This is a genomic window from Desulfovirgula thermocuniculi DSM 16036 (genome assembly GCF_000429345.1).
GTDB lineage: Bacteria > Bacillota > Desulfotomaculia > Desulfotomaculales > Desulfovirgulaceae > Desulfovirgula > Desulfovirgula thermocuniculi.
Map to the genome: position 1 here is coordinate 1 of NZ_AUBR01000072.1, position 12,080 is coordinate 12,080.

11 protein-coding genes and 1 pseudogene are annotated in these 12,080 nt (G+C 59.3%); 4 read left to right on the top strand and 8 right to left on the bottom strand.

The genetic code is table 11. From position 1 onward, the window contains the following. The 6 genes from G454_RS0113335 to G454_RS0113360 form a co-directional block, all read right to left on the bottom strand. The coding region (locus G454_RS0113335) for an ArsB/NhaD family transporter (protein ID WP_027719004.1) at positions 1–1,335 on the bottom strand (1,335 nt) is incomplete at its 3' end. Then, entirely contained in the window at positions 1,335–1,889 is a 555-nt protein-coding gene (locus G454_RS0113340; protein WP_035107893.1) for an LbetaH domain-containing protein, read from the bottom strand. The genes G454_RS0113340 and G454_RS0113335, both read right to left, overlap by 1 nt. Positions 1,890–1,999: 110 nt before the next feature. Continuing rightward, positions 2,000–3,535 carry an SLC13 family permease gene (locus G454_RS0113345; RefSeq protein ID WP_084413508.1) on the bottom strand — a complete coding sequence of 512 codons (1,536 nt, stop codon included), beginning with the start codon at positions 3,533–3,535 and terminating at the stop codon, positions 2,000–2,002. 324 nt (positions 3,536–3,859) lie between these two features. Then, the gene (locus tag G454_RS0113350; protein ID WP_027719007.1) at positions 3,860–4,474 is read right to left on the bottom strand and encodes a GNAT family N-acetyltransferase; all 615 of its coding nucleotides are present in this window, start codon (positions 4,472–4,474) and stop codon (positions 3,860–3,862) included. A gap of 108 nt (positions 4,475–4,582) precedes the next feature. Then, the gene (locus G454_RS0113355; protein ID WP_027719008.1) at positions 4,583–5,965 is read right to left on the bottom strand and encodes a sigma-54-dependent transcriptional regulator; all 1,383 of its coding nucleotides are present in this window, start codon (positions 5,963–5,965) and stop codon (positions 4,583–4,585) included. Continuing rightward, on the bottom strand, positions 5,940–7,496 hold the full coding sequence (locus G454_RS0113360) for an ATP-binding protein (RefSeq protein WP_027719009.1): 1,557 nt from the start codon (positions 7,494–7,496) through the stop codon (positions 5,940–5,942). The genes G454_RS0113355 and G454_RS0113360 overlap by 26 nt, the downstream gene beginning before the upstream one ends. Before the next feature lie 341 nt (positions 7,497–7,837). Between G454_RS0113360 and G454_RS0113365 the strand changes: the two genes are divergently transcribed. From G454_RS0113365 to G454_RS0113375, 3 genes are read left to right on the top strand one after another with little or no spacing between them, the layout of a single operon-like run. Continuing rightward, on the top strand, positions 7,838–8,491 hold the full coding sequence (locus tag G454_RS0113365) for a hypothetical protein (protein WP_027719010.1): 654 nt from the start codon (positions 7,838–7,840) through the stop codon (positions 8,489–8,491). A gap of 28 nt (positions 8,492–8,519) precedes the next feature. Further along, entirely contained in the window at positions 8,520–9,473 is a 954-nt protein-coding gene (locus G454_RS0113370) for a sulfite exporter TauE/SafE family protein (RefSeq protein WP_027719011.1), read from the top strand. Between the two features lie 17 nt (positions 9,474–9,490). Further along, positions 9,491–9,976, top strand: coding sequence for a hypothetical protein (locus G454_RS0113375; protein WP_027719012.1), 486 nt, complete (start codon positions 9,491–9,493; stop codon positions 9,974–9,976). Between the two features lie 67 nt (positions 9,977–10,043). Here G454_RS0113375 and G454_RS0113380 read toward each other — a convergent pair whose 3' ends face one another. Both G454_RS0113380 and G454_RS19245 read right to left on the bottom strand, forming a co-directional pair. After that, positions 10,044–10,370: a hypothetical protein gene (locus G454_RS0113380; RefSeq protein ID WP_156896800.1), complete on the bottom strand. Its 327-nt coding sequence runs from the start codon at positions 10,368–10,370 to the stop codon at positions 10,044–10,046. An 81-nt stretch (positions 10,371–10,451) separates the two neighbouring features. Then, on the bottom strand, positions 10,452–11,603 hold the full coding sequence (locus G454_RS19245; RefSeq protein WP_051276426.1) for a two-component system sensor histidine kinase NtrB: 1,152 nt from the start codon (positions 11,601–11,603) through the stop codon (positions 10,452–10,454). Positions 11,604–11,798: 195 nt separating this feature from the next. Between G454_RS19245 and G454_RS0113390 the strand changes: the two are divergent. After that, positions 11,799–12,080: pseudogene (locus tag G454_RS0113390) on the top strand (transposase); the annotation flags it as partial.

A 12,080-nucleotide genomic window follows, 5' to 3' on the forward strand; every position in this document is an offset into this window, starting at 1 on the left:
GAGCCAGAGGGCGGCGGCGGCGGCCAGGGTGGCGGCAAGGGAAAGCCAGCCGTGGTAGTGATACCAGAAGAGGAGGTAGAGGTTGCAGACGGCGATGGACATGAGCATTAAGGGGAAGGCCACCTTCATGTAGCCGAGGAAGGAGATGGGCGAGCCGCGTTTTTCGGCCATGCCGATGACCACCACGTTGGCGGAGGCGCCGATGGCGGTGCCGTTACCGCCCAGGCAGGCGCCGAGGGACAGGCTCCACCAGAGGAGGTCGAGGTTGGGGAGGTTGCCCAGGCGCCCCATATCGTGGATGAGTGGGATCATGGTGGCCACGAAGGGGATGTTGTCCACGAAGGCGGAGGCGAGGGCAGAGATCCAGAGGATGAGCATGGCGGCGGGGACAAGCTGGCCGCCGGTGACGTCTAAAGAGAAGCGGGCGATGGTCTCAATCACCCCCACTTTTTCCAGGGCGCCGACGACGATGAAGAGGCCGACGAAGAAGAAGATGACGGGCCACTCCACGGCGTGGAGCGCATGTTCGGGGTCCTCCCTGGTGAGGAGGAGCAGGAGGCTTGCGCCGGAGAGGGCGATGACGGAGGACTCGAGGTGCAGGTACTGGTGGAGGACGAATCCCGAGATGGTGAGGGCCAGCACGAGGAGGCACTTTTTGAGCAGGGCCGGGTCTTTAATTTCGTCCTTTTCGTTTAGCTGGGTGATTTTTTGCATGAGTTCGGGTTTGGCCACCAGGTGGCGGCGGTAGATGAGTTTCAGGCAGAAGATGGTGAGGACGTAGACGACGGCGATGATGGGGGTAAGGTTGATGACGAAGTCCATGAAGCCGAGGTGGGTCTGGCTGCCGATCATGATGTTGGGGGGGTCGCCGATCAAGGTGGCCGTGCCGCCGATGTTGGAGGCGATGATTTCGGCGATTAAGAAGGGGATGGGGGAGATTTGGAGCTGGGCGGCGATGGCGAAGGTAACGGGGACGATTAAGAGGACGGTGGTGACGTTATCGAGGAAGGCGGAGAGGACGGCGGTGACCAGGGAGAGGGCGGCCATGATGCGGATGGGCTCGCCCTTGGCCCTGCGGGCGGCCAGGATGGCCAGGTATTCGAAGACGCCGGTTTGGCGGGTGATGCCGACGATGATCATCATGCCCACGAGGAGGCCGATGGTGTTGAAGTCGATGGCGTGGACGGCCTCTTCGGGGTTCATGATTTGGGTGAGGGCCAGGACGGCGGCGCCCGCGAGGGCGGCCACGGCGCGGTGGATTTTTTCGGAGACGATGACGGCGTAGGTGAGCAGGAAGACGGCGGTGGCCAAAATGACCTGCAGTTGCTCGCCCATTACTCATCCCCCCTCATGTTCTGCCTGTAGGCAGAGCAGAGTTCCTGGTTGACGCTTAACACTTCCCGGGCAAATTCCCTTTGCGCCGCGGAAACTTCCCCCAGGGCGGCTACCTCTTCCGGCCTGGTGATCACCGCGCCGGGGGGTATGAACCTGTTGTCCGGCACCTCCACGCCCTCCACCAGGGCCCCGTGGCCCACAAAGCAGCCGCGCCCCAGGCGGCTCTTGGCCACCACGGCCCTGAAGCCCACAAAAGTTCCCTCGCCGATCTCGCAGGGGCCGTGTATGACCGCCCCGTGGGCCAGGCTGCACCTGGGGCCGACGACAACCTGGCCGCCCTTTAAACAGTGGATGATCACGCCGTCCTGGACGTTTGCGCTCTCGCCGATGATTATGGGGCAGCCCTCATCGGCGCGGATCACCGCCAAGGGGTAAATTATGGTCCCGCTCTTAACAATGACTTCCCCGATGACCACTGCCGTTTTGTGCACGAAGGCACCCGGTTCCACCACGGGAAAACCGGCCTTTCGCCAGCTGACCTCAGGAGCTAGCATGAGCACTTGCAACACCTCCGTAGGCTAAAAGTTAGGAGATGGGTCTTTAAGAGCATAACCCATCTCCTCTAGGTGAATCAACTCCGGCTGGTTTGCTAATTATTAGCTAGTTACTTAACCAGCGCAGGCACGCCTAAAAGCGGCCACACGGCCAGGGCAAAGACGGCCACCAGGGCCAGGGCTATTAAGCTCATGGGGATGCCCACGATAAAGAACTCGCCGGCGCTAAACTGCTTGGACTCGTAGGCTATGGCGTTGGGCGCCGCCCCAACCAGGAGGCAGAAGGGCAGCCCGGCGGCGGCCAGGGAGGTCCACAGGATCAGCTCCGGGTTGACCCCCAGGTAGCCGGCAATGATCAGGGCCACGGGCAGGGTAATGGCAATGGCGGCCACGTTCATGATGAAGTTGGTCATGACCATGACCAGGAAGAAGATGGCCAGCACGAAGACCAGCCAGGGAGCGTGCTTGAACATGGAGAGCCAGTGCACGGCAATCCACTGCGCGGCGCCGGTCTGCCAGAGGGCAAAGCCGATGGACATGGCCCCGCCGAAGAGCAGCACGATGTTCCAGGGGATTTTCTTTTCCAGGTCTTCCACGGTAAAGACGCGGGTGAGGAAGAAGAGCAGGCCCAGCACCAGCATGATGGCGCTCTTGTTCAGGTTCTTTAGCGCCGGGATGAAGTTCTGGGTGGCCAGGATGAGCACCACCACGGCCACGCTGAGGCCCACGAAAATTTCCTGCCTGCTCACAGGCCCAAGGGAGGCAGAGAGCTCTTTTACTTTCTCACGCAGGCCGGGTATGCGGTCCTTTTCCGGTTTATACCAGAACGTTAGGAAGAGCCAGATTAGAAACATCATGACCCAGCCGTAAAGGAACATGACCTGCGTGTAATGGGCGAAGCTTATTTCCTTGCCGGTGATTTGCTTGAAGAACCCCAGGGCCACGATGCCCCGCGCGGCCCCCAAAAGGGTGATCAAGCTGCCCGCACCGGCGGCATAGGCCATGCCGATGGTCAGGGCCTTGCCGAAGCGGCTGGTTTCCCCTTCCTTGGTGCCGTAGAGCGCCAGGATGGCCATAAGGATGGGGAACATGGTGGCCGCCACGGCGGTGTGGGCCATGATGTGGGTCAGGGCTACGGTGACCACAAAGACGCCCAGGAGGATCATCCTGGTGTTTTCGCCGGTGACTTGCAGCATCTTGTAAGCCAGGCGTTTGGTGAGGCCCACCTTGGTGAAGGCCAGGCCGACCATCAGGGAGCCGAGGATGAACAGGACCGAAGGGTCCATGAAATCGCGGAAAGCGGTGTCGGCGGGGCGGATGCCGAAGAGGGCCTGGAAGATGCCGATGGCCAGGGCGGTGGCGCCGATGGGGATGACCTCAAAAACCCACCAGATGCCGGCCAGGAGGAAGAGGCCCAGGGCCATCTGCCCCTGCCGGGAAAGCTCAAAGACCTTTCCTGCCGGATCCACCGCCGGCGGCAGCGGCGGCAGGAGGTAAAAGAGGAAGAAAAGTCCCAGGCCCAAGGAAATGAAGCCGAGGCGCTTTAAGTCCACGCTCAGGGTCGGTGCCGGCCTGGCGGCCTCTGCGGGCTGCGGGGCGGCTTTAGCCTGGGCGTGGCCCTTGATTTCTTCCAGGGTTTTAGCCATGCGCGCTTCCCCCTTGTGTCTCGATGGTCGGAAAGCCAAAAGGTAGGTTAACTATTTCCCGTCGGGTGTTTTAGACAATACCCCCTCATACCCCACCCCCCGTATGTATCATACGGCACAAGTATTTGTGATAGAGAGTGCATATTGATTTATAAAAAAATCTCTATGACAACCGAAGAAAGATTTGTCACCACCATCATAGCACAGTCGCCCCCGTGAAATCAAGCACAAATTTTTTTGTTACCTAGAAAACATTTTTCCCCGCCGTGGTGACAAGGCGGGATGAAAAAAGCCGGGCCCCTGCTAAGTGCTGCCCGGCGCGGTTCACTCCACCAGGGAGTTTTGGAAGGTGAGGTCTTCAAAGGCCTTCACGTAGGCCTTGTCTACCTTGCTGCCAAAGCGCACCATGAGCATGTTGGCAGGGTGTTCCAGGATCTCCGGGTCGTCCGTGTGGCGCTTCTTAAAGCCCACGCTCCCGAAAAGCTTCTTGAGCATGCGCTGGTACTCCCACACGTCCAGGCCGCTTCCCCTTAAGTCCCAGTGCCAGTAAAACTCGGTGGTGATGACCACGTACTCTTCCAGCGCCTCGTTGCTGAAGGCCAGCCGTAGCAGCTCTTTGGCCACGCCCATCCGCTGCCAGGGGCGGCTCACCTCTACGGCCCCCAGTTCCAGGATGCGCGGGTGCCTGCTCCAGCGCGTGTGCTTGCTGGGCCGGTGGAAGATCACGTAGCCGATGATCTCGCCGTTGCTTCTGGCAATGTAGACCATGCCTTCGGGCTGGGAAGCGGCATTAAGTAGCGCCTCCTTTTGGCGCGCGGGGTTGCGGAAGTTGCGCAGGTGCTCGCTAATGGCCAGGGACTTCAGGTACTCCGGGCTGGCGGGGCCTTCCAGGATAACCCTGCCCCGTGGTGTAACCAGTTCTTTTGAGCTAAAGGCCATTTCTATCCCACCAAAAGGTAATTTGTCTCATTATATATAAAATTCAGACACGACCCCGGCAATCCCTTCTCCCGGGAGGCTTGGAGTTAATTTTTCGCGGCGCCTTCCCTAGCCCTGCTCGGAAGACGCCGCCTTTTCCCCCAGGAGGCCGTACTTCTGGGCCCGGTAAATGAGGGCGGAGCGCGTGATGCCCAGGAGCTGGGCGGCACGGGTCTGGTTGCCGCCGCTTTTCTGCAAGGCCTTGGCAATAAGTTCTTTTTCTACTTCCTCTAAAGAAATTCCTTCATCGGGAAAGTTTATGACCAGCTCCTTGGGCCGGTAATAGCTTTCGTGGAGCTCCTTGGGAAGGTGCTCCGGCAGTATTTCCGAGCCCTGGCAGATGATGGCCGCCCTTTCAATGACGTTTTGCAGCTCGCGGATGTTGCCCGGCCAGTGGTAGTTGCAGAGCATTTCCATGGCTTCGGGCGAGATCCTGTGCACAAAATAGGTGGACCGCAGCTTTTCCAAAAAATGATTGGCCAGGAGGGGGATGTCTTCTTTTCTCTCTCGCAAGGGGGGCATGTGCAGGCGAAAAACGTTCAGGCGATAATAAAGGTCCTCCCTGAAAAGGCCCTTCTTTATGGCCTGGGTGAGATCGCGGTTGGTGGCGGCGATGACCCGCACGTTTACGCGGATGGTTTCCGTGCCGCCGACCCGCTCGAAGGCCATTTCCTGCAGCACCCGCAGGAGCTTGGCCTGCATGGAGAGGGGCATCTCGGCAATCTCGTCTAAGAAAATGGTGCCGCCGTCGGCCAGCTCAAAGCGCCCCAGCTTGCGGGAAGTGGCTCCCGTAAAGGCCCCTTTCTCGTGCCCGAAAAGCTCGCTTTCCAGCAGCTGCTCCGGGAGGGCGGCGCAGTTGATGGCCACAAAGGGGCCGTTGCGGCGCGGGCTCTTCTGGTGGATGGTGATGGCGGCCACTTCCTTGCCGGTGCCGCTTTCTCCCGTAATGAGCACGGTGGCATTGCTGTTGGCCACCCGGTCGATCAGCTTGATTACCTCCTGGATGGCCGGGCTGTTGCCCACCAGCATGTTGCGCTGGTACCTCTTGGTCAGCTCCGCGCGCAGAAAGTTTACTTCTGTGGTCAGCCGCGTGATGAGCAGGTTCTGCTTGATGACAATCTTCAGCTCGTCTAAGTCAAAGGGCTTGGTGAGGTAGTCGGCGGCGCCAATCTTCATGGCCTCGATGGCCGTTTCCACCGTACCGTGGGCGGTAAGGATGATTACCGGGAGCTGTGGCTGCATTTCCTTGGCGCGGCGGAGCACCTCAATGCCGTCCATTTCCGGCATCTTTAAATCGAGGATGACCAGCGAAGGCTGCTTGTCACGGATGATCTCCAGCCCCTCATGGGGAGAGGTGGTGGTCAGGACGTGATACCCTTCCTGCTGCAGCGCTTTACTCAGCGCCCAGCAGAGGTGCTCCTCGTCGTCAATGATCAGTATCTTGGGCACCATAGCCGGACGGCACCTCCTGTGGCGGTTCTTTTACGGGCAGGCGGACGGTGAAGGTGCTTCCCCCTTCGCCGGAGTCTACCTCAATGGTACCGCCGTGGCTGGCCACAATCTGGTGGCTGATGGAAAGCCCCAGTCCCGTTCCGTCCTTCCTGGTGGTGTAAAAGGGGTCGAAGATGCGCGAGATTTCCTCCCGGGGTATCCCCGGCCCGGTGTCGCTGAACTGCACGTAGACGCTGTTGTCATCCGTGCCCGCCTTGATGGCCAGCCTGCCGCCGTGGGGCATGGCCTGCACGGCATTGAGGATGAGGTTTACAAAAACCTGCTTGATGCGCTCGCCGTCCGCTTCAATCAGCGGCAGGTCGGGCTCGACTTCCACCTCCAGCTGTACCTTGTGCTGGCGCAGGAGGGGCGAGGTAAAGACGAGCACCTTATCAATTAACGAGCTGACCGAAACGGGGTGAATGAAGTTTTTGGTGGGGCGGCCGAAGTCCAGTAGTTCCTGGATAATCCTGTTCTGGCGGTTGACCTGCTCCTTAATTACCTCTGTGTACTGGAGCAGGTCCTTTTCTTTGATCTCCGCTTCCATTACCTGCACGGTGGTTTTAATTACCGTAAGGGGGTTGCGCAACTCGTGGGCGATGCCCGTGACCAACCTACCCAGGGCGGCCAGGCGCTCGCTGCGCTGCAGTTGCTCTTCGAGCTTCTCCTTTTCGGCAATGGCTTGGGCCATGCGGTTTATGGCGCGAGCAATCTGTCCTGCTTCCCCGGGCAGGTCCGGCAGCGTGTGGCTGAGATCCTTTTCCAGCTTCCCGATTCCTTCTTTAATCTGGTTCACCGAGCGGGTCAGGTTGTGAACGGTAAAGAGAACCCCCAGGCTGCAGGCAAAGAAGACGAAAAGGGCCACGTAGCGGGTGATGAGCCGGAAGTAGCGGCTCTGGGCAAAGATGGGGTGGAGCCTTTCGTCCACCCAGGCCACGGCTACCAGCTGGTTGTCCACGATCACGGGCGCGAGGTACTCAAAGGTTTCCTCGTTCAAGCTGGTGGTCAGCCTGGCCAGGGGGCGCTGGCTGGCGGCCACGGCCAGCAGCCCCGTGCTGGCTTCCCGCAGGATGCGCTGCTCCCTCTCGCGGCTTTCCTGGGGGGAAAGCTGGCGGTAGTTGCGCAGGAAGCCCTCCACGAAGATCTGCTGGCTGTCCGGCAGGTAAAGGCCGAAGCGCACGCCGGGGAAGCTGGGCACCAGGGGCTTGGCCGTTTCCTCAAAGCTTTCCTTTAAGATTTTTATCTTGGCCTCTTCGCTGAGGTGGGAAAAGCTCGCATCGGAAAGTTTCCTCTGCAGGGCGGCCTCGATTCCCGGCACCAGCTGGTTGTTGACCAGCGTGCCCAGCCTCTCTTCCAGGGAGGAAAGCATGACCTCCTCGCTTTTTGAGGCAAAGATGAGGTCGTAAAAGAGCAGGAGGGCCGGGACGAGCAAGAACAGGGTGGTGATGGCCATGATCTGAAAGCGCAGGCTGCGCCACTTTTTTTTCGGCACGGTTCTTCCCTCGCTTTGCTTGAATGTAAACACCCGGTGTATGAAAACAAACACCGGAGCAGGAGGCTTGTAAATCTGTTCACATGGCCGGTAAAACAAAAAGTGTTCGTTTTTAAACAGTATAGGCCCGCGAGGCCTGTTTGTAAATGTGCATTTAGGAGCAATTTAGGGCCCTTATGGCTGGCACAGGTTTTGCGTATGCATTTTAATGAGTTTTTTCACAAAAAATCTAATGTCTATTATAACACAAAGTACCGGCGGCTGCGGCTGCTGGTAGCGAAGACAAAGTGTATGTCCCTGCATGTGCAAGGGTTTACAAGTACAAAGGGGTGAAGGGGGTTATGGTTGAGAGGCAAATTTTAGAAGTTTTTCACCAGCGCAAGGAGGAGTTTTTAAAGAACATCTCCGGGGCCGATAAGAAAGAAGTTGTGGCGGAGCTGAAAAGATTTCTGGACTGGTTTGAACAGTGGCTGCACCTGGAGGCGGAAGAGCAAAAGGAAAGGGAGCCGCAGGCGGCCCGCCCCCGGGCCCTTGAAGAGTTTCTGGACGAGGTGCTGGCCGAGACAAAGCGCATACTTGCCGAGCGCCGTATAAACATCACTTATACCCTGCCCGGCCAGAACCTTGGGGCGAAGGAGTCCTGGAAGTGCGTGAAGGTTTTCGGGAACAGCGGCATATACTACCGCATCGGGCGCACCAGGCCGCGCAAAGGCCCTTACCGCGGCCAGGACCTGCTGGTAATCGACCTGGTTATGGACGGCTATAAAAAGAAGGTTTTTCTCCCGCTTTTAGAGCTGAAGGGGGAAATTGAAAAACGGCTGGGGGTGGAACTGCAAAGGGAGCTTCCCAAGGTGGAGGCCACCGGTAAGTATCGCCTGAAATTCTTCCTACCTTACGATGTCGTGCGCAGGGGGGATGCCGCGCTGGCGGCAAGAAAGTTTGCCCACTTCATTGCCGTCACCAAGCCCCTCCTCAATTCCCTGGGAGTAAGTTAAAAGAAGCAAAGGCGGGAGGCGTATAGCCATGTTTGAGTGGGTATCGCTTTTAGGGGGCGGCTTGGCCGCCAAGGTGACCGCGGCGGTTAGTGCCGCGCCGGCTGCTGCGGGGGCAGGCGGCGCCCCGGCTGCAGGAACCCCCTGGTGGGTGTGGCCGTTGCTCCTCTTTGTTACCACCTTTTTGCTGGGCATTGTGGCTGTGCTGGGTGGGGTCGGCGGCGGCGTGCTGTTTGTGCCCATTGTGGGCAGCTTTTTCCCCTTTAATCTGGACTTTGTGCGAGGGGCCGGTCTGCTGGTAGCCCTGGCCGGGGCGCTGGCAGCAGGGCCGGGACTCTTAAAGCTCAACCTGGCCAGCCTGCGCCTGGCGCTGCCTGTGGCCCTCATTGCTTCTACCTTCAGCATGCTGGGGGCGTTCATCGGGCTGGCGCTGCCCAACAACATCGTGCAGACGGCTCTGGGGTTGACGATCTTGTGCATTTCGCTCCTCTTCGTTGTCTCCAAAAACACGGAGTATCCCCGCGTGGAGGGCAGCGACCGCCTGGCCGCGTTCCTGGGCATTGGCGGCACTTACTATGAGGCCTCTTCGGGCAAAACGGTGGACTGGACGGTTTGGCGCACGCCCCAGGGCTTTCTCCTCTTTGTGGCCATCGGCATCATGGCCGGCATGTTCGGCCTGGGAGCAGGCTGGGCCAACGTGCCCGTGCTCAACCTCCTCATGGGGGCGCCGCTGAAGGTGGCCGTGGGCACCAGCAAGTTCCTCCTCTCCATCACCGATACTTCTGCCGCCTGGGTTTACCTCAACCAGGGGGCAGTCCTGCCGGTCATCGCCGTGCCCTCGGTGGTAGGGATCATGCTGGGTTCGTTTGTGGGCGTGCGGGTGCTGGCCAAGGCCAAGCCCAAGGCGGTCAAGTACCTGGTTATTGCCCTCCTCCTGGCAGCCGGCCTGCGCTCCCTGCTTAAGGGCCTGGGCATCTGGAACTAAGGAAAGGGGGAAAGATTATGGCCAAACCTCAGCTGGAAGTGGTGAAAAAAATTCCCGCCGCCAAAGAGGAGCCGGCAAAGGCTCCTGCCGCGCCGCGGGTTGAAGTTTCGCCGGAACAGCTGACCTACGCCAACATACTCCTTTACGGCTCCTGGGCGGGGATCATCCTCCTGGTGCTGGCCAACATCATTTACTTTACCGGCGTGATCAAGCCCTACCTTCCGCCGCACAAGCTCCCGCAATACTGGGGAATGAAGGCCAGCCAGTTTGTGGAAGTGGCCCGCATGCCCCACGGTTGGGGCTGGGTTAAGATGCTGGGCTATAGCGACTTCCTCAACTACATCGGCATTGCGCTCCTGGCCGGGCTGACCATTCTCGGCTACCTCGTCCTGCTGCCGGCCTACCTGGCCAAGAGGGACTGGCCGTATACCGTGATCGTGCTGGTTGAGGTTCTGGTCCTGGTCCTGGCAGCTTCCGGGTTGCTGGCCGTAGGGGCACACTAGAGGGGACGGGCATCCCGGTGATGGGGTGCCCTTTTTTACCCCTTCTTAGTTACGACGCTCACATGCCCTAGCGGATGAAATTATTCACAAAACCGAATAAGAAAACAAGGGTGGGAATGGCCAGCGCGAGGCCGAGGAGGTACAGCGGCCCGGAGTCTGCCCGGGCGGTGGTTCTTGCCCAGATGGCGCGGTTGACTTCCGCGGCGGCAAAGGGGTGGCAGAGTTCCCTCTCCCAGCGGTTAAAGGGGACGGCGCCTGTGGAAGGCAGGCGGAAGAAAGGGTTGCGGTAGAGGTGCAGGTGGACCACCTTGCGGCGGCCCTGCCGGCGGCAGGGAGGGGGGCGGTGCCTGGTGGAGGTTTTTACCTGGGGCCCGGCCACGGGTATCGCCTCCACAGAATCATTGTGACATATGGCACAAGCCTTCTGCTAACATAGTACCATATGTGACATGGTGAAGCAAGAGAAAAATTGTCATCATGAATTTGGGCTCTTGGCGGGGAAGTAGACCCTGAACTCGCTCCCCAGGCCCTGCCGGCTGCTTACCTCTATGCGCCCGCCGTGGGATTCCACGATACGGTAGGTAATGGTCAACCCCAGGCCGGTGCCCGTTTCTTTGGTAGTGAAAAAGGGGGTGCCCAGCTGGAGTATTACCTCCTCGGGCATACCGTGGCCGGTGTCGGCCACGGAAAATAAAACCTCGCCGGTAGCAGGGAGCCAGCGGGTGGTGAGGGTGAGCTTTTTGGTCCTTTGCCCTTCCATGGCTTGGAGGGCGTTGTGGATTAAATTGAGCAGCACCTGCTTGATCTGGTCCGGGTGGGCTACCACCTCCGGGAGGCCGGGGTCGAGATCCAGGTGCAGCTCGACGCGTGCCAGGATGCACTGGCTTTCAATCAGGGGGAGGAGTTCGCGCAAAATGGTGTTCAGGTCAATGTGCTGCCTTTTCTCCTGCGCGGGGCGGGTGAGGAGCAGGAAGTTGCGGATGATTTCGTTGGCCCGGTCGATTTCCTGAATAATGACCTCCAGGTACTCGCGGTCCTTTTCATCCTTCAGCCTGTCGCCGAGGAGCTGGGCAAAGCCCCTGATGGAAGTGAGGGGGTTGCGCAGTTCATGGGCAATGCTGGCCGCCATTTGGCCGGCCACGGCCAGTTTCTCCTGGTTGTACTGCAGGTCCCGCTGCCTTTTAAGCTCGGTGATGTCGTGGAAAATGGTCACCGCGCCCTCCACGCGTCCCTGCTTGTCGCGCAGCAGGTCGGCGCTGATGAGGATCCAGAGGTTCTTGCCTTTGATTTTGCGCTGCACTTCCATATGGCCTACGGGTGCCTTTCCTTGCAGTACCTGGAAGGCTACCAGCGCCGTGTCCTCGGCGGGGACCTCTGTGATGTGCCGCCCTAAGGCCCTGCTGGCCGGGATGCCGGTAATTTCCTCCGCGCCGCGGTTGAAAACGACTATCTTGCCCTCGGCGTTGATGGCAATGACGCCGCCGATCATTTGCTCCAGCACGCTGTTTAAAAGCTTGTTGGTGAAGAGCTCTTCCTGTTCGCGCCTTACCAGGTAATACCTCAGGGCACAAAGGGCCGTGGCTGCCAGGGAGGCGGTTAGCACCACCGCCGTTGCCGCGTGCTCCATATGTTCGCCCCCCGCTTTCTGGCCGGAACTAATTTTTAATTTATTCGCTGCCCGGAAACCTCTTCCTGCCCGCGATAGCATATTTTGGTTTATAAAAGCCCCGCCAGAATGCCCCCGATTTTTAATCGGGGGATGAATGGCGGCTTGGTTTTTTCTCCGGTCGTGCTAAATTAAGCATGCCGGAGGAGATGTTAAATGCAGACGGTAACCCTCAAAATAAAGCTCCTGCCTCCCAACAAGGGCAAGCTGGAAAAGATGACCCGCATGCTGGACACCTACCGCCGGGCGTGCTCCTGGTTCCTGGAGCAGGCCGAGGCTCTTGACACCACCAGCCGCGCACATTTAAACCGCCAAACCTACCGGCAGGCATGTGAGCTGTTCGACCTCAACCGGGGCACGCTCCAGTGCGCCATGCTCAAAGCGCTCTCCGCTTACCGCTCCTACCTTTCCCGCAAGCAAAGGGGTAAAAAGGCCAGC

What these genes read in the sequence shown, in the direction of transcription:
- G454_RS0113340 (WP_035107893.1), bottom strand. Translation starts at nt 1,889, where the DNA reads ATGCTAGCTCCTGAGGTCAGCTGGCGAAAGGCCGGTTTTCCCGTGGTG.
- G454_RS0113345 (WP_084413508.1), bottom strand. Translation starts at nt 3,535, where the DNA reads ATGGCTAAAACCCTGGAAGAAATCAAGGGCCACGCCCAGGCTAAAGCC.
- G454_RS0113350 (WP_027719007.1), bottom strand. Translation starts at nt 4,474, where the DNA reads ATGGCCTTTAGCTCAAAAGAACTGGTTACACCACGGGGCAGGGTTATC.
- G454_RS0113355 (WP_027719008.1), bottom strand. Translation starts at nt 5,965, where the DNA reads ATGGTGCCCAAGATACTGATCATTGACGACGAGGAGCACCTCTGCTGG.
- G454_RS0113365 (WP_027719010.1), top strand. Translation starts at nt 7,838, where the DNA reads ATGGTTGAGAGGCAAATTTTAGAAGTTTTTCACCAGCGCAAGGAGGAG.
- G454_RS0113370 (WP_027719011.1), top strand. Translation starts at nt 8,520, where the DNA reads ATGTTTGAGTGGGTATCGCTTTTAGGGGGCGGCTTGGCCGCCAAGGTG.
- G454_RS0113375 (WP_027719012.1), top strand. Translation starts at nt 9,491, where the DNA reads ATGGCCAAACCTCAGCTGGAAGTGGTGAAAAAAATTCCCGCCGCCAAA.
- G454_RS19245 (WP_051276426.1), bottom strand. Translation starts at nt 11,603, where the DNA reads ATGGAGCACGCGGCAACGGCGGTGGTGCTAACCGCCTCCCTGGCAGCC.